General features: G+C 59.2%; 18 protein-coding genes. 7 read left to right on the top strand and 11 right to left on the bottom strand.

Features of this window, described 5'->3' with window-relative positions; all coding sequences use genetic code 11:
• Positions 1-2 precede the first annotated feature (2 nt).
• The gene (locus tag AC1DU9_RS02665; protein ID WP_223459896.1) at positions 3-2849 is read left to right on the top strand and encodes a valine--tRNA ligase; all 2847 of its coding nucleotides are present in this window, start codon (positions 3-5) and stop codon (positions 2847-2849) included.
• 178 nt (positions 2850-3027) lie between these two features.
• Complete coding sequence (gene rlmF / locus AC1DU9_RS02660; RefSeq protein WP_223459893.1) at positions 3028-4059, top strand: 23S rRNA (adenine(1618)-N(6))-methyltransferase RlmF; 1032 nt, start codon at positions 3028-3030, stop codon at positions 4057-4059.
• 128 nt (positions 4060-4187) lie between these two features.
• Here the strand turns inward: rlmF and AC1DU9_RS02655 are convergent, their stop codons facing one another.
• Complete coding sequence (locus AC1DU9_RS02655) at positions 4188-4637, bottom strand: DUF3757 domain-containing protein (protein WP_223459891.1); 450 nt, start codon at positions 4635-4637, stop codon at positions 4188-4190.
• Positions 4638-4850: 213 nt separating this feature from the next.
• Complete coding sequence (locus AC1DU9_RS02650) at positions 4851-5132, bottom strand: HU family DNA-binding protein (RefSeq protein ID WP_007905514.1); 282 nt, start codon at positions 5130-5132, stop codon at positions 4851-4853.
• A gap of 396 nt (positions 5133-5528) precedes the next feature.
• On the opposite strand from AC1DU9_RS02650, the gene yejK reads away from it, so the two are divergent.
• Both yejK and AC1DU9_RS02640 read left to right on the top strand, forming a co-directional pair.
• Entirely contained in the window at positions 5529-6533 is a 1005-nt protein-coding gene (yejK, locus tag AC1DU9_RS02645; protein ID WP_008018580.1) for a nucleoid-associated protein YejK, read from the top strand.
• Positions 6533-6883, top strand: a complete 351-nt coding sequence (locus tag AC1DU9_RS02640) for a glutaredoxin family protein (protein ID WP_223459889.1) — start codon at positions 6533-6535, stop codon at positions 6881-6883. The genes yejK and AC1DU9_RS02640 overlap by 1 nt, the downstream gene beginning before the upstream one ends.
• A gap of 113 nt (positions 6884-6996) precedes the next feature.
• Here the strand turns inward: AC1DU9_RS02640 and AC1DU9_RS02635 are convergent, their stop codons facing one another.
• The 5 genes from AC1DU9_RS02635 to AC1DU9_RS02615 all read right to left on the bottom strand — a co-directional run bounded on the left by AC1DU9_RS02635 (position 6997) and on the right by AC1DU9_RS02615 (position 10908).
• Complete coding sequence (locus AC1DU9_RS02635; protein WP_223459887.1) at positions 6997-7932, bottom strand: glutathione S-transferase family protein; 936 nt, start codon at positions 7930-7932, stop codon at positions 6997-6999.
• Between the two features lie 88 nt (positions 7933-8020).
• Positions 8021-8332, bottom strand: coding sequence for a GIY-YIG nuclease family protein (locus AC1DU9_RS02630; RefSeq protein WP_223459885.1), 312 nt, complete (start codon positions 8330-8332; stop codon positions 8021-8023).
• 40 nt (positions 8333-8372) lie between these two features.
• Positions 8373-8843: a nuclear transport factor 2 family protein gene (locus AC1DU9_RS02625; protein WP_223459883.1), complete on the bottom strand. Its 471-nt coding sequence runs from the start codon at positions 8841-8843 to the stop codon at positions 8373-8375.
• A gap of 111 nt (positions 8844-8954) precedes the next feature.
• Positions 8955-10259 (bottom strand): CynX/NimT family MFS transporter, encoded by a 1305-nt coding sequence (locus AC1DU9_RS02620; RefSeq protein WP_477809702.1) that lies wholly within the window; start codon positions 10257-10259, stop codon positions 8955-8957.
• The gene (locus AC1DU9_RS02615) at positions 10249-10908 is read right to left on the bottom strand and encodes a FadR/GntR family transcriptional regulator (protein ID WP_223459879.1); all 660 of its coding nucleotides are present in this window, start codon (positions 10906-10908) and stop codon (positions 10249-10251) included. Before AC1DU9_RS02615 ends, AC1DU9_RS02620 begins: the two co-directional genes overlap by 11 nt.
• A gap of 267 nt (positions 10909-11175) precedes the next feature.
• On the opposite strand from AC1DU9_RS02615, the gene AC1DU9_RS02610 reads away from it, so the two are divergent.
• Positions 11176-12801: a S8 family peptidase gene (locus AC1DU9_RS02610; protein WP_223459877.1), complete on the top strand. Its 1626-nt coding sequence runs from the start codon at positions 11176-11178 to the stop codon at positions 12799-12801.
• A gap of 67 nt (positions 12802-12868) precedes the next feature.
• Here the strand turns inward: AC1DU9_RS02610 and AC1DU9_RS02605 are convergent, their stop codons facing one another.
• From AC1DU9_RS02605 to AC1DU9_RS02590, 4 genes are all read right to left on the bottom strand, one after another.
• A complete protein-coding gene (locus AC1DU9_RS02605) occupies positions 12869-13633 on the bottom strand; it encodes an amino acid ABC transporter ATP-binding protein (RefSeq protein ID WP_223459875.1) in 765 nt (254 codons plus the stop codon).
• Between the two features lie 28 nt (positions 13634-13661).
• Positions 13662-14759, bottom strand: a complete 1098-nt coding sequence (locus AC1DU9_RS02600) for an amino acid ABC transporter permease (RefSeq protein ID WP_223459873.1) — start codon at positions 14757-14759, stop codon at positions 13662-13664.
• Between the two features lie 10 nt (positions 14760-14769).
• Entirely contained in the window at positions 14770-15951 is a 1182-nt protein-coding gene (locus tag AC1DU9_RS02595; protein ID WP_223459871.1) for an amino acid ABC transporter permease, read from the bottom strand.
• Positions 15952-16016: 65 nt separating this feature from the next.
• The gene (locus tag AC1DU9_RS02590) at positions 16017-17048 is read right to left on the bottom strand and encodes an amino acid ABC transporter substrate-binding protein (protein WP_223459868.1); all 1032 of its coding nucleotides are present in this window, start codon (positions 17046-17048) and stop codon (positions 16017-16019) included.
• 468 nt (positions 17049-17516) lie between these two features.
• On the opposite strand from AC1DU9_RS02590, the gene AC1DU9_RS02585 reads away from it, so the two are divergent.
• The gene (locus tag AC1DU9_RS02585) at positions 17517-18173 is read left to right on the top strand and encodes an alpha/beta hydrolase (protein ID WP_223459866.1); all 657 of its coding nucleotides are present in this window, start codon (positions 17517-17519) and stop codon (positions 18171-18173) included.
• 98 nt (positions 18174-18271) lie between these two features.
• Entirely contained in the window at positions 18272-19762 is a 1491-nt protein-coding gene (gene rhlB, locus AC1DU9_RS02580) for an ATP-dependent RNA helicase RhlB (protein WP_223459863.1), read from the top strand.
• Positions 19763-19828: the final 66 nt, after the last annotated feature.

Genomic DNA, 19828 nt, shown 5'->3' with positions numbered 1-19828 from the left:
GCATGGATAAGACCTACCAGCCGCACGCCATTGAAACTTCCTGGTACAACACCTGGGAGTCAGAGAATTACTTCGCCCCGCAAGGCGCGGGCGAGTCCTACACCATCATGATCCCGCCGCCGAACGTCACCGGCAGCCTGCACATGGGTCACGGCTTCAACAACGCGATCATGGACGCCCTGATCCGTTTCCGCCGCATGCAGGGCCGTAACACCCTGTGGCAGCCGGGTACCGACCACGCCGGTATCGCCACGCAGATGCTGGTAGAGCGTCAGCTCGAAGCCAAGGGCCAGAGCCGCCATGACCTGGGCCGCGAGAAATTCCTCGAGAAAGTCTGGGAGTGGAAGGATGAGTCCGGCGGCAATATCAGCCGTCAGATCCGTCGCCTCGGTTCGTCCGTAGATTGGAGCCGCGAGCGCTTCACCATGGACGACGGCCTCTCGGAAGCCGTTAAAGAAGCTTTCGTTCGCCTGCACGAAGATGGCCTGATCTACCGCGGCAAGCGCCTGGTCAACTGGGACACCAAGCTGCACACGGCGATTTCCGACCTGGAAGTTGAGAACCATGACGAGAAAGGTTTCCTGTGGAACCTGAAATACCCGCTGGCCGACGGCGCCAGGACCGCTGAAGGCAACGACTTCCTGATCGTCGCGACCACTCGCCCGGAAACCATGCTCGGCGACTCCGCCGTGGCCGTTAACCCGAACGATGAACGCTACAAAGCCCTGATCGGCAAATTTGTCGAGCTGCCGCTGGTTGGCCGCCGCATCCCGATCGTCGCCGACGATTACTGCGACCCTGAATTCGGCACCGGCTGCGTGAAAATCACCCCGGCCCACGACTTCAACGACTATGAAGTCGGCAAGCGTCACAACCTGCCGCTGCTGAACATCTTCGACAAAAACGCAGCCGTCCTGCCGGCTTGCCAGGTGTTCAACCTCGACGGCACGCTGAACGAAACCATCGACGGCAAGATCCCGGCTGAATACGCCGGCCTCGACCGCTTCGAAGCCCGCAAGCAGATCGTGGCCGCGTTCGACGCTGCCGGTCTGTTGGTCAGTGTTGACGATCACGCCCTGAAAGTACCGAAAGGCGACCGCTCCGGCACCGTCATCGAGCCATGGCTGACCGACCAGTGGTATGTGTCCACCAAACCTTTGGCCGAGCCTGCGATTGCCGCCGTTGAAGACGGTCGCATCCAGTTCGTGCCGAAACAGTACGAAAACATGTACTTCTCGTGGATGCGCGACATCCAGGACTGGTGCATCAGTCGTCAGCTGTGGTGGGGCCACCGGATTCCGGCCTGGTACGACGAGTCGGGCAAAGTCTACGTCGGTCGCGACGAAGCCGAAGTGCGTGCCAAGCACAACCTCGGCCCGGACGTTGCGCTGCAACAGGACAACGACGTTCTCGACACCTGGTTCAGCTCGGGCCTGTGGACGTTCTCCACCCTCGGCTGGCCGGAAAAAACCGAGTTCCTGAAGAAATTCCACTCCACCGACGTCCTGGTGACTGGCTTCGACATCATTTTCTTCTGGGTTGCCCGGATGATCATGCTCACCATGCATTTGGTGAAAAACGAAGACGGCACGCCGCAGGTTCCGTTCAAGACTGTGTACGTGCATGGCCTGGTGCGTGACGGCCAGGGCCAGAAGATGTCCAAGTCCAAGGGCAACGTCCTGGACCCGCTGGACATCATCGACGGCATCGAGCTGGAAGCACTGGTGCAGAAACGCACCTCTGGCATGATGCAGCCGAAACTGGCGAAGAAGATCGAGAAGCAGACCCGCGACGAGTTCGCCGAAGGCATCGCCAGCTACGGCACCGACGCCCTGCGCTTCACCTTCTGCTCGCTGGCATCCACCGGCCGTGACATCAAGTTCGACATGGGCCGCGTCGAAGGCTATCGCAACTTCTGCAACAAGATCTGGAACGCGGCGCGCTACGTGCTGGACAAGGGCGAAGACTGTGGCCAGAACGGCGAAGCCTACGAACTGTCGCTGGCCGATCGCTGGATCATTTCGCAGCTGCAACGCACCGAAGCCGAAGTGACCCGCCAGCTCGATCAGTTCCGTTTCGACCTGGCGGCACAAGCCTTGTACGAGTTCATCTGGAACCAGTATTGCGACTGGTACCTGGAGCTGTCCAAGCCGGTGCTGTGGGACGAAAACGCGCCGGTCGAACGCCAGCGCGGCACCCGTCGCACCCTGGTGCGTGTACTGGAAGTCGCCCTGCGTCTGGCGCATCCGTTCATGCCGTTCATCACCGAAGAAATCTGGCAGCGCATCGCGCCGCTGGCCAGTATCGAAGGCAAGACGATCATGCTGCAACCTTGGCCAGTGGCCAACGAAACACGCATCGATCAGGCGGCCGAAGATGACATCGAATGGCTCAAGGGCCTGATGCTCGGAACCCGTAACATCCGTGGCGAAATGAACATCGGCCCGGGCAAACCGCTGCCGCTGTTCCTGAAGAACGTAAGCGCCGAGGATCAGCGTCGTCTGACCGAGAACGAAGCCCTGCTGAAGAAGCTGGCGCGCCTCGAATCGATCACCGTACTGGCTGCCGGCGACGAAGCTCCGCTGTCCGCCACCGCGCTGGTCGGCGAGATGGAGGTGCTGGTGCCAATGGCTGGCCTGATCGACAAAGGTGCGGAACTGGCGCGTCTGGACAAGGAAATCCAGCGTTTGCAGGGTGAAGTGCAACGTGTCGGCGGCAAGCTGTCCAATGCCGGTTTCGTTGACAAGGCGCCAGCCGAAGTCATCGACAAAGAACGCGCCAAACTGGCCGAGGCCGAACAGGCCCTGGGCAAGCTGGCCGAGCAGCATGCGCGGATTGCCAGTTTGTAACGGCAGATCGCAATGAAAGAGGGAGGCCTGCAATGGTCTCCCTTTTTTGTGCCTGCCATGTTTTCACAACTCAGGAAGATCCCACAGGGTTATGTGCTGATTACCACAATTGGGTTCACATCGGCCGGATGTGGGACAATGCCCGCCACTTTCAGCCATACCCGAATCGACCACACCCATGACCGCCCCCCGCTCCCCCAAGCCTGCGCGCCAAAAACCTGCTCCGAAGACTCCGGCCACGGCCGTCGCCCCGAAGGAAAAGGCCAGCCTGCACCCGCGCAATCGCCATCAGGGTCGCTACGACTTTCCGGCGCTGATCAAAAGCGCCCCGGAACTGAAGAAGTTCGTGATCATCAATCCGTACGGCAAGGAAAGCATCGACTTCGCCAGCCCGGAAGCCGTGCGGGTGTTCAACCGGGCGCTGCTCAAGTCGTTCTATGGCATCGCTCACTGGGACATTCCGGCCGACTACCTGTGCCCACCGGTGCCAGGCCGTGCCGATTACGTGCACTTCCTCGCCGACCTGCTGGCCAGCAGCAATGACGGTGTGATCCCCCGGGGCGCCGCCGTGAAGGTGCTGGACATCGGCATGGGCGCCAACTGCGTGTATCCGCTGATCGGTTACAGCGACTATCGCTGGCAGTTCCTTGGCTCCGATATCGATGCGACCGCCGTTGCCGCGGCGAAGGCCATCATTCAATCCAATGGCCTGAACAAAGCGATCCAGGTACGCCAGCAGAGTAATCCCAAGCAGATCCTCACAGGCCTGCTGGAGAGCGCAGAGCGGTTCGACCTGACCATGTGCAACCCGCCATTCCACGCCTCGCTGGACGAGGCCACACGGGGCAGCACGCGCAAATGGCGAGCCTTGGGCAAAGCCGATCCGAAACGCAAGCTGCCGGTGTTGAACTTTGGCGGGCAAGCGGCGGAATTGTGGTGTGAGGGCGGAGAGGTGCGTTTCGTCACGCAACTGGTCAGCGAGAGCGTGCAGGTGGCACAACAAGTACTGTGGTTCAGCACGCTGGTGTCAAAGGCGTCGAACCTGCCGGCGATCCAGACCGCCTTGAAAAGGGCCGGCGCGCTGGACAGCCAGGTGGTCGAAATGGGCCAGGGACAAAAGCAGAGCCGCTTCGTCGCCTGGACCTTCCAGACCAACGCGCAGCAACAGGCCTGGCGCCAGGCGCGATGGACCAAGGCTTCAGCGGAGTAGTTGTAGCGGACAAAAAAACCGTGCCCGGATTGTTCCAGTGCACGGCTTTTAACAAGTCTACTTGTGAACAACTTCGACCAGACCTTGATCAACAACCAGTTCAGCAACTTTTACTAATAAGTTTCGCATCAGCGTTTCGCCGGGCGAATTAGCTCGTTGAATTTACACGCACGCGGTTCCTTGCTCTCGCAATAGTACTGGGAATACCACTGCGTCCACGGATCCTTGATATCAATACTTACCAAAGTTTCTTTTTCTTTTTCTTTGCCCTGAAATCTCATATCCACCGCATCACCCTTTTGCAACAGGTAACCACAGCGCAGGATTTCGCCAATGACAGTGCTACCCTCGACATCCGTGTGAGATTTGAATACTGCTACGTCGAACTCACCCACCGGCCCACGGCCCTTTTGGGACACGCCGTACCACTCACCATCGCCGCTGACGATAGAGGCTATATAAACACCTGGAGCCTCCTCCTTGATGTCGGAAGGGTTTGGGCAGTACTCCGTGACATTTGCCCAGGCATGACCGGACGAAAGAATAGATATACACATCACTAGCTGTTTAAATTTCATAGAACCTTCCTGTAACTAACAACTGGAATTTAGTTTTTAGCTTTTACGCAAAGCCGAGCGCCACACCTGTTCGATACTACCGACTCAAGGCATACACTCAACTATCAGTGGCGTAGGAAAGTTCTCTATATATACGTGGAAAAAATGATCGTTGCGACAGACACAAAAAAACCGTGCCCGGATCGCTCCGGCGCACGGTTTTTTTAACAAGTCTTACTTGTTGACAGCGTCGGTCAGGCCTTTGGCCACAACCAGCTTGATCACTTTCTTGGCAGCGATTTCGATGGCAGCGCCAGTCGAAGGGTTACGGCCAGTACGGGCAGGGCGTTCAGTCACTTTCAGTTTGCCGATGCCTGGAAGAGTGATTTCGCCGCCGTTTTCCAGCTGATCGGCAACGATTTGGCCCAGTTGGTCCAGAGCGTTACGCGCGGTGGTTTTCGGCGCGTCGATAGCTTCAGCGATGTCGGCGATCAGTTGGTCTTTAGTAAGAGCCATTTAGTGTTCCTTCCCTATCAAATTCATATGGATTGCAGAGTGCAATGTCAGCCATCGAGCCCGATCTTCTGGATCTGGCACCCTCGGCCAAATAACCTCGGGATCGGGGTTATAGATACCGAAATCAGGGTTTGGTTCGACCTGACAAATGCTGACTGCACGCTTAACGCAGTGACTTCGCGCAAGACCGGGCAAAGCTAGCACACAGACGTGGAAATATCCGCCTCTAGCTACCCATTTGGTCAGCTTTATTGCGCTAAAACAGGAAAAAAACGCATAAGCGCCGTCGGTCGCCCGTCAATTGCCCTTCGCACCGCGCCAAAACCAGTGGTTGCGGTACACTGGGCGCTTTTTCGGGGGAGCACGCCCTCCTCTCTTCATTCAGCCGAGAAGCCCATGCCGATCCGTCATTGCATCGTCCACCTGATCGACAAAAAACCCGACGGCACACCCGCAGTTCTCCACGCCCGTGACTCTGAGCTGGCTGAGTCCGCGGCCATCGAGAACATGCTCGCCGACCTCAACGAAAGCTATAACGCCAAACAGGGTAAAGCCTGGGGCCTGTTCCATCCGGAATCCGGCGCGTTCCCGTTCAGCGGCTGGCTGAAGGAGTACCTCGAGGGCGGCCAGGATTTCACTGCATTCAGCCGTGTGGCAGTCGAGCATCTGCAAAAGCTGATGGAAGAGTCGAACCTGTCGGTCGGCGGCCACGTGCTGTTCGCGCACTACCAACAAGGCATGACCGACTACCTGGCCATCGCCCTGCTGCACCACAGTGAAGGCGTGGCCGTGACCGACGAGCTGGACGTGACCCCGTCCCGTCACCTGGACCTTGGCCAGTTGCACCTGGCCGCGCGGATCAACGTTTCCGAGTGGCAGAACAACAAACAATCCAAGCAGTACATTTCGTTCATAAAAGGCAAGAACGGCAAAAAGGTTTCGGAGTATTTCCGCGACTTCATCGGCTGTCAGGAAGGCGTCGACGGTCCGGGTGAAACCCGCACCCTGCTCAAAGCCTTCAGCGATTTCGTCGAAAGCGAAGACCTGCCGGAAGACGACGCCCGCGAGAAGACCAAGACCCTGGTGGATTACGCCAGCAGCCAGGCGAAACTCGGCGAACCGATGGGTCTGGAAGAATTGTCAGGGCTGATCGACGAAGAACGCCCGAAGGCCTTCTACGATCACATCCGCAACAAGGATTACGGTCTGTCGCCGGAAATCCCGGCCGATAAACGCACCCTGAACCAGTTCCGCCGGTTCACTGGCCGCGCCGAAGGCCTGTCGATCAGTTTCGAAGCGCACCTGCTGGGCTCGAAGATCGAGTACGACGAAGAAGCCGGCACGTTGATCATCAAGGGCCTGCCCACTTCGCTCACCGATCAGTTGAAGCGTCGCAACTGATGCTCGGCGGCGTACTGAAAAAATTCCTGCTGATCCTGCTGGTGGTCGTGGCTTATCAGAACTGGGGCAAGATCGAGCGAGTGTTCAATCCTTCGCAGGTGGTGCCTGCGCAGACGGAGGCCCAGGCCAACGTCGTGCTCTACGCCACCGAGTGGTGTGGTTACTGCAAGCTGACCCGGCGCTTTCTCGATCAGAAAGGCATTCCGTACAAGGAATTCGATATCGAAAAGGATGCCGACGCTCGCAAGGACTATGCAGCCTTGGGTGGCGGCGGGATTCCGATCATCGATGTAAACGGAACCCTGATTCGCGGGTATGACCCGGATGCGATTTTGGCTGCGTTGAAATAACTGTGGGAGCGAGCTTGGTCCGGGCGGCGTTCCGACGATGAGGCCAACACATCCAACAATCTTGTTGAATGTCAGTCCGCCATCGCGAGCAAGCTCGCTCCCACAAGTTTCTTTCAGCAGGCTTCGATCCGGAAACCAAACCGCGGAAAGTGCACATGCACCACACCGCCACGCTCGTCCTTGCGTCGCACGATCAATTCTTCGCTACCGGCAAACAGCAGCTCTCCCACGACCGGATCAACGCCATAGTCCGTGGCCGCGATCACTACCTGTTGCCCCGCCTTGAATCCATTGGGATCGACAAACTGCTCATCCGGCAATGCCGCTGGCGTGGACGCGCGCGCCACTGCCAGAGCCTCCTCGGAGCTCATCTCGCTGGACGCACCATGACCGAAGCCCAAAACCCTCGCATGCCAGGCGACAACCGCCGGATAAGCATCGACCAGGGGCGCCGTGACCGGCGTCGCCTTGAGAAACCACAGCGAATGAGCCAAAGCGAAGTCGGCAATCGACGGTTCGCCAAACAGGTAATCGCCTTCTTCGCGCTGCAACTGTTGCTCCAGGCGAGACATGATCGTCGGCCACTGGTGTCTGGCCTGCTCGGCGGACAGTTTTGTCGCACTACCACCACTGAACAAACCGGCGCGGTCGGCCAGAAACGCCTTGATCGCTTCCGGCGACAAATTGCCAAAGCGCACCGCTATCGATTCCGGCTGGAACACCAGGCTGACCGCATGCTGGAACACCACCGAATCGGCCCAGGCAGCAAACGATGCGGCGATCATTTCCTGACCTTCCGGGAAGAACGCTGGCAAGGCTTTTTCCTGTTCCAGTCGCCGGGCGATCAATGCCGTGTCGCAATAAATATCGGCACCGACCTGCAACACCGGCGTCTTGCGATAGCCACCGGTCAACGCCGTGAGATCCGGTTTGGGCATCACTGGCGAGATCTTCACCGAACGCCAGGACAAGCCCTTGAAGCCCAGCAGCAGGCGAGCCTTCTCGGCAAAGGGGGACGTCGGGTAATGATGCAGAATCAACTCGGACATGCTCGGCTCCGCCGCAAGGATCAGGAATCCGCAGCTTAGCGCGCAATCAGCTGGCAGCCTACAGATCTGCCTGATGGGAACTGATCATTCAGGGTGATAAGCCAGAGGCGGCGCTCGCCACCAGGCATTCCTTTGCGCTCTTCTTGAGCTGCTTGATCAGCCGTTCCTGACGCAACGCATCGCTTTTGTCGCGACAGCGTTCGGTGTAGACCAGGGCCATGGCCGGGCTGGAAAGAAAGAATCGCGCGCCCTTGCCGCTTTGATGCTTGGCGAAACGACGCACGGGATCATCGCTGATCCCACAATAGAGCGAACCGTTCGCAGCACGAACGAGGTAGACGAACCAGGTTTTGCTCGCGGGGGTGTCGGCGGCGACGGGGCTTTCGCTGAGGGTGGTCACGTAACGTTCAGGGCTTGAAAGGAAACAAGCCGCGATCTTATCAGCGACTGGCCTGGAATGCCTTCAGCCCCTTCAGGGCCTGTGAGCGAACGGCGTTGCGGACAAGTGGCGTCCAGCCCAGCAGCAAGCCTTTGAAACCCAGGGCCTGACGCGACCATGTCCACAGGTCGAAACTGTCGTGATGCTCGCAGATCTTGCCATCGCGAAAGACAAAGCGTGCCTGGATGTCATTGACCACGGCATTGCCGGTCTGACTGAACAGATAGGTCGCGACCCAATGGGCGCTACCGGTACGTTCATCGGCACGGACATGATCGAAGGTCAGGGAGAAATCCTTGGCGCGGCTGGTGAGCATGCACCACATATCGCCAGCATCACGACCACGAAGCTCGCCGAACGCCGGGTCACTGAACACCACGTCATCGGTGTAGCAGGCAGCCATCGCTTCGCCATCGAGACGCTGGAAGGCTTGGTAGAACCGGGTGATCAAGGCGCTGTGGACTTCACTCATGGGCAGACTTCCTGTTGTGCAATGGGTATCGAAAGATTGCCAGCACGATAGTCTGCAAATGGGTCGAACACTATCGGCATTCGCAAGACGAATACCGACAGTGTGCGGGGATCAGACCTTTTCGCTTTCGACCTGCACGTACAACGCACGTCCGGCCCCCAGACCGGCGAGAATCGCACCAAGGCCGATGACACCGAAGATCCAGCCCACTGCCGTCCAGCCGCCGGTCCRGTCATGCACGATACCGACCGCGAACGGCCCCATGGACGCCAGGGTGTAACCGAAGCCCTGGGCCATGCTCGACAGGTTCGCCGCCACATGGGAGTCCCGCGAGCGCAGCACAATCAGGGTCAACGCCAGGCTGAACGTGGCGCCCTGCCCCAACCCGAGTACGATCGCCCAGCCCCACAAGCCTTCGATCGGTGCATACAGGCAACCAAACAGACCACCGAGGGTCAGGGCCATCACGATCACGATTGCCAGGCGCTGATCCTTGCCGCGCGTTGCCAGCCATGGCGCGGCGAGGGAACTGACCAGTTGAACGATCACCGAACCCGAGAGCACCAGCCCGGCCTGGGTCGGAGTCAGGCCGCGCCCGATCAGAATCGACGGCAACCAGCCGAACACGATGTAGGCCAGGGACGATTGCAGGCCCATGTACAGGGTCACCTGCCAGGCCAGCGGATCGCGCAGCAAGCCTCGAACGCGATAGGCGACGTTGTGCGCTCCGTGTTTCTGGCCGACTTGCGGCAGCCAGAACAGTGCCGCCGCAAATGCCGGAATGACCCAGAAGCCGAGACCCAGCGCCCAGCTTTTGTCGAAATGCTCGCTCAGCGGCACCGTCGCACCCGCCGCCATCGCCGCGCCCAGACACAGGGCCATGGTGTAGACGCCGGTCATGGTTCCGGCCTGTTTCGGAAAATCGCGCTTGACGATGCCCGGCAGCAACACGCCGATCACGCCGATGCTGGCGCCGGCCAGTACGCTACCGGCAAACAGGCCGATTTCACCGAACGAACTGCGCAGGATGATCCCGCCCGCCAGGGTCAAAAGAATGCCCAGCACCACCCGCTCCGCACCAAATCGTCGCGCCAGCACCGGCGCCAGCGGCGCAAACAGGCCCAGGCAAAGCACCGGCAACGTGGTCAGCAATCCTGCCGCGGACGCYGACAAACCAAGGGACTTCGAGACCTCACTGAGCATCGGCGCCATGCTCGACAGCGCCGGGCGCAGGTTCAGCGCCACCAGTATCAGGCCCATCAGCAACAGCCATGGCCGGCGCAAAACCGGGTGGGTTTGCTGGACCTGTTCGTCATCCGCCTCGGCGTCGATCAGCAGCTCTTCCAGCTCTGCCGAGCGTTTCAGGGTTGTGGATAACTCACTGCGGTGCATGGACTTCTCGGTTTCAAGGTTCATTGATCAACTGCCTCGACAGGGCTTTGGCCCGTTCCGGGTCGCGTTGTTCGACGGCATCGAGCAATTCGATGTGCAGGTCGAACACTTCCTGGCGGCGCGGGACGATGCTCAGGGTCTGGCGCAACTGCGCGCCGACGATGCTGGAGAAATAGCGGTACAACTCGCTGAGGGTCGGGTTGTGCGCGGCGTCCACCAGACGGCGGTGGAACACCAGGTCGCAGGCGATATAGGTATCGAGATCGCCGTGATAGTGGCTGCCGCTGACACCCAGGGCCTCGCGCAATGCCACCAGGTCCTCATCGGTACGGCGCACTGCCGCCAGGCCAATGGCCTCGACTTCGAGGATGTGCCGGGTTTCCCGGGCCTGTTCAAGGGAGCAACGGGACAGCGCCTTCAAGGTATCGAGCGGATCGATCACCGCGCGCAGGTAACTGCCGTCGCCCTGACGGATTTCGATCAACCCGGAAAACGCCAACACGCGCATGGCTTCGCGCACGGTGTTACGGCTGATGCCCAGCTCGGCGGACAACTCAGGCTCGGTGGGCAACCGCTGACCCACGACCCAAACGCCTTGGTTGATGCGCAGGCGCAATTGATCCAAAGCCTGATCGACCAGGGATCGTTTTACTAATGGAGAGATTTCTGACATGGAATTCGCCCTCTCATCCAATCATAGGATGAATTTTCTGACATGGTAGTCAGCTTCATCCAATCAGGCAAGCCATCCTCTATCGCGTCTCACCCTGAGGCCTGAAGTCTCCTTAAGGCAAAAGATGAAATTCCTGACGACTGAAAGTGATTTCCCACCCAGGCCACACGAAAGAGCTGACATCCGAAATTGAGACAGACCATCAGACTTTCGGACTTTGAATGCGGGCACTTACGCTCGAATATCCAAAGGGAATGGGAGCAGCCAATGGAAGAAGTCATTTTCGGCAAGAAGCACAGCCGTCGTTTTTTACTGGAAAAGGATCGGCAACTGCTCGTTGTACGCAGTCAGGCCGGGAGCAAGCTTGATGAGACGTTACGCTGCAAAAAAGCTCGACAGGCATTGGCCAACAGTGAGTTGGTACTGCACATCGAGGACGCCGACGTTCAGCTATTCAAACTGCCGGACAATTCAGATGTAGCCCAATGCAAGGCATTGCTGCGCGAGTTGCCAGACGTACGCTTCGCCGGCAGCGCCCTGGTCGATCCTCATACCCGGGAACCTGTTTTCTACACCGAAAACATTTTCCTGAAGTTCGTCGATCGACTCACTGCGACAGAGTGCCTGGTTATCCTCGACGAATTGGGTTTGACCATCAAACAGCAGGTTCCCTACGCGGCCAACGCCTTTTTCGTATATCACGCACATTGTCACGGCACTGAAGTCTGCTCATTTACACTTCAATTGCTCGATCGTCAGGACGTCGACTACTGCCACCCGGAAATACTGCGTCCGGGGCAACGCCGGGCCATCCATGACAACCAATGGCACCTGAAAAAAACCACCGTCACCTATCAAGTTCAGGTCGATGCCAGCGCCAATGTCGAGGCAGCCCATGCCTTGGCCCAAGGTGAAGGCATCGTGATCGCGATCATCGACGATGCCTTTGATATCGATCACCCCGAGTTCGCCAGTACCGGCAAAATCATCGGAGCGAGAAACTTTGACCGCCATAACGCCCGTCAAGGCCCTCGGCCGAAAAACCCCCTTGAGCGCCACGGTACGGCAGCAGCCGGTGTTGCATGCGCCAATGGTGAAGCCGGCGCCAGCGGCGTGGCCCCTCGAGCCAGTCTCATGCCGTTGAAACTGACCAAGCCACTAGGCGCCCGGGCCGAAGCAGATGCGTTTTTCTGGGCCGCGGACCAAGGGGCCGATATCATTTCCTGCAGTTGGGGGCCGCCGGAAGGACATTGGGCTGACCCTACCGACGCCAGGCACTCTCAGGAGTTTGCGCTGGCCGCGAGCACCCGCCTGGCCATAGAGTACGCAGCGACCAAGGGCCGCCAGGGGAAAGGCTGCGTCATTTTTTTTGGTGCCGGCAACGGCAACGAAAGCGTGGACAACGATGGCTATGCCAGCCATCCCATGGTTATTGCCGTGGGTGCCTGCAATGATCAAAATCGTCGCAGTGCCTACAGTGACTACGGCAAAGCACTGTGGTGTTGCTTCCCCAGCGGGGACCAGCCACACCCGGATCCAAAGTTTAAACCCGCCACCTCAACCCCCCAGACTCGAGGCATTCGAACCACGGATCTGAGCGGCCGGTTTGTCGACCCGATCAATGCTGCCTACACCGATTTGTTCAGCGGCACTTCCAGTGCCTGTCCTGGAGCCGCGGGCGTGGCAGCTCTGGTACTGGGGGTCAACCCGGCACTGGACCGCGGGCGGGTTCGACAGCTCCTCGCCGATTGCTGTGACAAAATCAGCCACGCCGACGACGGTCCCCTCGGTCAATACGATCAAAACGGCCACAGTCATTACTACGGCCATGGTCGCCTCAATGCCCTCCGGGCAGTGCAATTGGCACTGGAACGCGGCAAAACCGCAGACTGACCCAAACACGTAAAAAAAAAGCCCCGCCGATCAATCGGCGGGGCTCTTTGAGACAGTCACTGACCAATCAATGCAGGATCTGGCTCAGGAACAGCTTGGTGCGTTCATTCTGCGGCTTGTCGAAGAAGTCGTTCGGTGCAGCCTGTTCGACGATTTCGCCCTTGTCCATGAAGATCACGCGGTTGGCCACGGTGCGGGCGAAGCCCATTTCGTGGGTCACGCAGAGCATGGTCATGCCGTCTTCGGCCAGGCCGATCATGGTGTCCAGTACCTCTTTCACCATCTCCGGGTCGAGGGCCGAAGTCGGTTCGTCGAACAGCATGATTTTCGGTTTCATGCACAGCGCACGGGCGATCGCCACACGCTGCTGCTGACCGCCGGACAGTTGCCCCGGGAATTTATGCGCCTGCTCCGGAATGCGTACGCGTTCCAGGTAGTGCATGGCGATTTCCTCGGCCTTGCGCTTGGGCATCTTGCGCACCCACATCGGCGCCAGGGTGCAGTTCTGCAAAATGGTCAGGTGCGGGAACAGGTTGAAGTGCTGGAACACCATGCCGACTTCACGACGGATCGCTTCGATCTGCTTGAGGTCGTTGGTCAGTTCCACGCCATCGACCACGATGCGGCCCTGCTGGTGCTCTTCCAGTCGGTTGAGGCAGCGGATGGTGGTGGACTTGCCCGAACCCGACGGCCCGCACAGCACGATACGCTCGCCCTGCTTGACGTTGAGATTGATGTCTTTGAGCACGTGGAACTGGCCGTACCACTTGTTCACGCCCTGCATCTGAATAATGCCTTCAGGGCTCACAGGCTTTTTGATTGCTTCGCTCATTGGAGAACTTCCTAAATTAGGTAGCGACTTAGCGCTTGTGGCCTGTGTCGAGCTTGCGTTCCAGATGCATGGAATAGCGCGACATACCAAAACAGAAAATCCAGAACACCAGGGCGGCGAACACATAGCCTTCGGTGGCCATGCCCAGCCATTTCGGATCGGCGGCGGCTTGCTTGACGCTGTTGAGCAGGTCGAACAGGCCGATGATGATCACCAGGCTAGTGTCCTTGAACAGCGCAATGAAGGTGTTGACGATGCCGGGGATCACCAGCTTCAGGGCTTGCGGCAGAATCACCAGGCCCATGCTGCGCCAGTAGCCCAGCCCCATCGCCGCAGCCGCTTCGTACTGCCCCTTGGGAATCGCTTGCAGACCGCCGCGCACCACCTCGGCCACGTAGGCCGACTGGAACAGGATCACGCCGATCAGCGCCCGCAACAGCTTGTCGAAGTTCATGCCTTCGGGCAGGAACAGCGGCAGCATCACCGAGGACATGAACAGCACCGTGATCAACGGCACGCCGCGCCAGAACTCGATGAAGGTCACGCAGACCACGCGAATCGCCGGCATGTTCGAACGACGGCCCAGAGCCAGGACAATCCCCAGTGGCAGCGCGCCGGCGATGCCGACGGTGGCGATCACCAGGGTCAGCATCAGGCCGCCCCACTGGCTGGTCGCCACGCTGGTCAGGCCGAAGATACCGCCATTCAGCAGGAAGTAGGCAAAGATCGGGTACAGCACCAGGAAGCCCAGCCCGTACACCGCTTTATGGTGAAAGCGCGAGATGAACAATGGCGCCACGCCGACAATCGCCAGCCACACCGTCAGGTCCACGCGCCAGCGCATTTCCGGCGGGTAGTAGCCGTACATGAACTGGCCGAAACGCTGTTGGATGAACACCCAGCAGGCGCCATCCTTGGTGCAGTCGGCGCGGGTGGAGCCCACCCAGTTGGCGTCGAGGATGGCCCAGTGCAGAATCGGCGGCACCACCAGGTAGATCAGGTAGAACGCAAACAGGGTCAGCAGAGTGTTGAGCCAGCTGGAGAACATGTTCGCGCGCATCCACGCCACCGGCCCGAAGACTTTGCTCGGTGGCGGCATGTCAGGTTTGAAAGTATGAGTGCTCATGCGCTTTTCCTTACCGCTCGATCAGCGCAATGCGCTTGTTGTACCAGTTCATCAGCAGGGAAATGCTGATACTGATCGCCAGGTACACGCTCATGGTGATCGCAATCACCTCGATCGCCTGCCCGGTCTGGTTGAGCACGGTCCCGGCGAACAGCGACACCATCTCTGGATAACCGATACCGGCCGCCAGCGAAGAGTTCTTCGCCAGGTTCAGGTATTGGCTGGTCAGCGGTGGAATGATCACGCGCAGGGCTTGCGGGATGATCACCTTGCGCAGGGTCGGGCCGTTGCGCAGCCCAAGCGAATGCGCCGCCTCGGTCTGGCCATGGCTGACCGACTTGATGCCCGAGCGCACGATCTCGGCGATGAACGCCGCGGTGTACACGGTCAGGGCCAGGGTCAGCGCCAGCAGTTCCGGGATCAGCACCCAGCCACCAACGAAGTTGAAGCCTTGCAGCTTCGGCATTTCCCAGTGCAGCGGCGCGCCGAAGATCAGGGCGCACAGCGCCGGGATCACCAGGAACAGCGCAAGGCCGACCCAGAACTTGTGGAACGGCACACCGGTTTCTTCGAAGCGCTTGGTGGCCCAGCGGCTCATCAGCACGATGGCGACGATGGCCACCACGACGCTGACTACGAACGGCCAGAAACCATCCGCCATCAGAGCGGCCGGCATGTTCAAGCCGCGGGCGCTGACAAAGAAGGTGTCGCCGAAGTTATGGCTGTTGCGCGGCCCCGGCATGGTCAGGAACACCGCGAAATACCAGAACAGGATCTGCAGCAGCGGCGGAATGTTGCGGAAGACTTCCACATACACCGTCGCTACCTTGCTGATGATCCAGTTCTTCGACAGCCGTGACACGCCGACGATGAACCCGAGGATCGTCGCCAGGATCACGCCGATGAAGGTCACCAGCAGCGTGTTGAGCAGGCCGATGACAAACACTCGGGCATAGGTGTCCGATTCGGTGTAGTCGATCAGGTGTTGAGCGATGCCGAAACCGGCACTGCGCTCCAGAAAGTCAAAACCGGAGGTAATGCCCCGGTGTTGCAGGTTGGTCTGGGTGTTATCGAACAGATACCAGCCCATCGAGACCACCGCCACAATGGTGATGATCTGGAATAGCCACGCACGCACTTTAGGATCGCTGAGGCTGAGCCTCTGCTTTGGTGCGCCGATTGAATTTTGCATGAAGTGCCCCGCAAATAATGGAACAGAACATCACCCGGCGGTTGGCCCACCGGGTGATAGAACCATCAGCGCACTGGTGGTGCGTATTGAATGCCGCCAGCGTTCCACAGAGCGTTCAGCCCGCGGTCGATTTCCAGCGGAGTGCCCTTGCCGAGGTTTTTCTCGAACACTTCGCCGTAGTTACCCACTTGCTTGACGATCTGCACGACCCAGTCTTTCTTCACTTTCAGGTCTTTGCCGTATTCACCGTCGGTACCCAGCAGACGGGCAACGTCCGGGTTCTTGGTGCCCTTGGCTTCGGCTTCGACGTTCTTCGAAGTGACGCCGGCTTCTTCAGCGTTGAGCATGGCGTAGCCAGTCCAGCGCACGATGGCCAGCCACTCGTCGTCGCCATTACGCACGACCGGGCCCAGAGGTTCCTTGGAAATGGTTTCCGGCAGAACCACGTAGTCCTTCGGCGAAGCCAGCTTGCTGCGTTGGGCGAACAGCTGGGATTTGTCCGAGGTCAGTACGTCGCAACGACCGGATTCCAGCGACTTGGCGCTTTCGTCGGAGGTGTCGAAGGTGATCGGGGTGTATTTCAGGCCGTTGCCGCGGAAGTAGTCGGAAACGTTCAGCTCGGTAGTGGTACCGGCCTGGATGCAGATGGTTGCACCGTCCAGTTCCTTGGCGCTCTTGACGCCCAGCTTGTTGTTTACCAGGAAGCCGATGCCGTCGTAGTAGGTGATGAAGCCCGGGAATTTCAGGCCCATGCCCGCGTCACGGGAGCTGGTCATGGTGGTGTTGCGCGACAGGATGTCGATTTCGCCGGATTGCAGCGCGGTGAAGCGCTCCTTGGCGTTCAACTGGCTGAACTTGACCTTGGTCGCGTCGCCGAAGACAGCCGCCGCTACTGCACGGCAGTAGTCAGCATCGATACCGACGATCTTGCCGGTGGAATCCGGAACCGAGAAGCCTGGCAAGCCATCGCTGACGCCACACTGCACGAAACCTTTCTTCATTACTGCATCCAGGGTTGCGCCCGCCTGGGCAAACCCGCTGACACCGAGTACCGCGGCTGCAGTCACGATAGCCAGGGTGGATTTCAACATCTTCATTCAAACCTCCAGTTTTGCTCTTGTTGTGTCGGAGCGTGAGTCCTGTCGCACCCTTTTGAGGCGTAGTCGACCCGTGTTGGCTTTTTTTGGGGTCAACCGACGTAAGACGTTAGCTATGATTCTAGTAGGAGAAAATCCACATCATGGATTACTCACTTCTCACCAATCGGCCGAACGGGCTGTAGCCCTTTCACGTTCGCGAAGCCCCGTAGCGGCCCTTGGCGAACATCCATCACCGGATTCATTGCTATCCCACAGTCGGCAGTACACTGATAGTGTTACCGCCGGGCGCGAGATGTGTTGCACCGTTTCTCCATAGCAAAGCCCGTACCACACCGCCTGCCAAAGCGCTTCAGCTGCAGGTCAATAGCAAAACTTGTACCCTTGCGACATCTTCTTAACGGATCAACCTGACGCGCACTTCGATCACGCACTTAATGAGCGCGCACGCACAACATTGGAGCAGCCATGACCAACCCCTTGATTCTTGAACCCGTCAAGACCGCAGACGCCTGCGTCATCTGGCTGCATGGCCTGGGCGCCGACCGCTATGACTTCCTGCCGGTGGCCGAAGCGCTACAGGAAAGCCTGTTGAGCACCCGCTTCGTTTTGCCCCAGGCACCGAGCCGCGCCGTGACCATCAATGGCGGTTACGAGATGCCAAGCTGGTACGACATATTGGCCATGAGCCCGGCGCGCGCAATCAATCGCGAACAACTCGAAGAGTCGGCCAACTGGATCATCGAACTGGTTGAGACGCAGCGCGCCAGCGGAATAGACGCCTCGCGGATTTTCCTGGCAGGTTTTTCCCAGGGCGGTGCCGTGGTGTTCCACACCGCATTCCTGAAATGGCAGGGACCACTGGGTGGCGTAGTTGCCCTTTCTACTTATGCACCGACCTTCAGCGACGAACTCCAACTGTCCGCCAGCCAGCAGCGCATTCCGGTGCTGTCGATGCACGGCCAGTATGACGATGTGGTGCAAAACTCGATGGGACGCAGCGCCTACGAGCATTTGAAGCTGCGTGGTGTCACCGTGACATGGCAGGAGTACCCAATGGGTCACGAAGTGTTACCCGAAGAAATTCGCGACATCGGCGTCTGGCTCGCCGAACGCTTGCGCTGAGCATTCAGGATTAAAAGCCCCCTTTGATCCATCCCACTACGCCGCGCCCGCTTCTTGCATTACACTGGCCGGCGTACATTCCTTAACCAATTGATGAGATGACCGTGCTCAAAGCACTCAAGAAAATGTTCGGTAAAAGCGAGACTGAGCAACTCGCGCCAGTTCCCAGCCCTGCGTCTTACGCTCCCGGCCACCGCACCGACGGTAATCTGTCTGAACGGGCCGCCCCTGCTGCGGCACCCAAGCATGAGCCAAAGACCGCAGAAGCTGCCCAGCCTGCGGCAGTAACAGCCCCGGAACAGCCACACAGCGAAACGCCGAAACCCGCCAAACCGCGCCGCGAACCCAAGCCCAAGGCGCCGGTCATCCCATGGAAACTCGAAGACTTCGTCGTCGAACCCCAGGAAGGCAAAACCCGCTTCCACGATTTCAAACTCGCCCCTGAACTGATGCACGCCATCCAGGACCTGGGCTTCCCGTATTGCACGCCGATCCAGGCACAGGTGCTGGGCTTCACCCTCGCGGGCAAAGACGCCATCGGCCGCGCCCAGACCGGTACCGGCAAAACCGCTGCGTTCCTGATCTCGATCATCACCCAGTTGCTGCAAACCCCGCCGCCGAAAGAGCGCTACATGGGTGAACCACGGGCGCTGATCATCGCGCCGACCCGCGAACTGGTAGTACAGATCGCCAAGGACGCCGCCGACCTGACCAAATACACCGGCCTCAACGTCATGACGTTCGTCGGCGGCATGGACTTCGACAAGCAGCTCAAGCACCTCGAGGCCCGCCACTGCGACATCCTCGTGGCCACGCCGGGCCGTCTGCTGGACTTCAACCAGCGCGGCGACGTGCATCTGGACATGGTCGAAGTGATGGTGCTGGACGAAGCCGACCGCATGCTCGACATGGGCTTCATCCCGCAAGTGCGCCAGATCATTCGCCAGACGCCGCCGAAGTCCGAGCGTCAGACGCTGCTTTTCTCCGCGACCTTCACCGAAGACGTGATGAACCTGGCCAAGCAATGGACCACCGACCCGTCGATCGTCGAGATCGAAGCGCAGAACGTGGCCAGCGAAAACGTCGAGCAGCACATCTACGCGGTGGCCGGTGCCGACAAATACAAACTGCTCTACAACCTGGTCAACGACAATGGTTGGGAGCGGGTGATCGTGTTCGCCAACCGCAAGGATGAAGTGCGACGCATCGAAGAACGCCTGGTGCGCGACGGCATCAACGCCGCGCAACTGTCCGGCGACGTGCCGCAGCACAAGCGCATCAAGACCCTGGAAGGCTTCCGCGAAGGCAAGATCCGCGTGCTGGTGGCCACCGACGTGGCCGGCCGCGGCATCCACATCGACGGCATCAGCCACGTGATCAACTTCACCCTGCCGGAAGTGCCGGACGACTACGTGCACCGCATCGGTCGTACCGGTCGCGCCGGTGCCGACGGTGTGTCCATCAGCTTTGCCGGTGAAGACGACTCCTACCAGCTACCGTCCATCGAAGAACTGCTGGGGCGCAAGATCAGTTGTGAAACGCCACCGACGCATCTGTTGCGGGCCGTTGAACGCAAGCGTCCCCATTAAGCGACGCTGAAAAGACAAGCGCAGCCGGAAACGGACTGCGCTTTTTTTTGCTTTGGATATTGCTCG

The sequence above is a fragment of the Pseudomonas sp. P4_C1 genome, assembly GCF_056402155.1.
Note: the sequence above shows the minus strand (reverse complement) of the source record. Positions and strands in the feature narration are given on the sequence as shown.

What these genes read in the sequence shown, in the direction of transcription:
- AC1DU9_RS02665 (WP_223459896.1), top strand. Translation starts at nt 3, where the DNA reads ATGGATAAGACCTACCAGCCGCACGCCATTGAAACTTCCTGGTACAAC.
- rlmF (WP_223459893.1), top strand. Translation starts at nt 3,028, where the DNA reads ATGACCGCCCCCCGCTCCCCCAAGCCTGCGCGCCAAAAACCTGCTCCG.
- AC1DU9_RS02655 (WP_223459891.1), bottom strand. Translation starts at nt 4,637, where the DNA reads ATGAAATTTAAACAGCTAGTGATGTGTATATCTATTCTTTCGTCCGGT.
- AC1DU9_RS02650 (WP_007905514.1), bottom strand. Translation starts at nt 5,132, where the DNA reads ATGGCTCTTACTAAAGACCAACTGATCGCCGACATCGCTGAAGCTATC.
- yejK (WP_008018580.1), top strand. Translation starts at nt 5,529, where the DNA reads ATGCCGATCCGTCATTGCATCGTCCACCTGATCGACAAAAAACCCGAC.
- AC1DU9_RS02640 (WP_223459889.1), top strand. Translation starts at nt 6,533, where the DNA reads ATGCTCGGCGGCGTACTGAAAAAATTCCTGCTGATCCTGCTGGTGGTC.
- AC1DU9_RS02635 (WP_223459887.1), bottom strand. Translation starts at nt 7,932, where the DNA reads ATGTCCGAGTTGATTCTGCATCATTACCCGACGTCCCCCTTTGCCGAG.
- AC1DU9_RS02625 (WP_223459883.1), bottom strand. Translation starts at nt 8,843, where the DNA reads ATGAGTGAAGTCCACAGCGCCTTGATCACCCGGTTCTACCAAGCCTTC.
- AC1DU9_RS02615 (WP_223459879.1), bottom strand. Translation starts at nt 10,908, where the DNA reads ATGTCAGAAATCTCTCCATTAGTAAAACGATCCCTGGTCGATCAGGCT.
- AC1DU9_RS02610 (WP_223459877.1), top strand. Translation starts at nt 11,176, where the DNA reads ATGGAAGAAGTCATTTTCGGCAAGAAGCACAGCCGTCGTTTTTTACTG.
- AC1DU9_RS02605 (WP_223459875.1), bottom strand. Translation starts at nt 13,633, where the DNA reads ATGAGCGAAGCAATCAAAAAGCCTGTGAGCCCTGAAGGCATTATTCAG.
- AC1DU9_RS02600 (WP_223459873.1), bottom strand. Translation starts at nt 14,759, where the DNA reads ATGAGCACTCATACTTTCAAACCTGACATGCCGCCACCGAGCAAAGTC.
- AC1DU9_RS02595 (WP_223459871.1), bottom strand. Translation starts at nt 15,951, where the DNA reads ATGCAAAATTCAATCGGCGCACCAAAGCAGAGGCTCAGCCTCAGCGAT.
- AC1DU9_RS02590 (WP_223459868.1), bottom strand. Translation starts at nt 17,048, where the DNA reads ATGAAGATGTTGAAATCCACCCTGGCTATCGTGACTGCAGCCGCGGTA.
- AC1DU9_RS02585 (WP_223459866.1), top strand. Translation starts at nt 17,517, where the DNA reads ATGACCAACCCCTTGATTCTTGAACCCGTCAAGACCGCAGACGCCTGC.
- rhlB (WP_223459863.1), top strand. Translation starts at nt 18,272, where the DNA reads ATGACCGTGCTCAAAGCACTCAAGAAAATGTTCGGTAAAAGCGAGACT.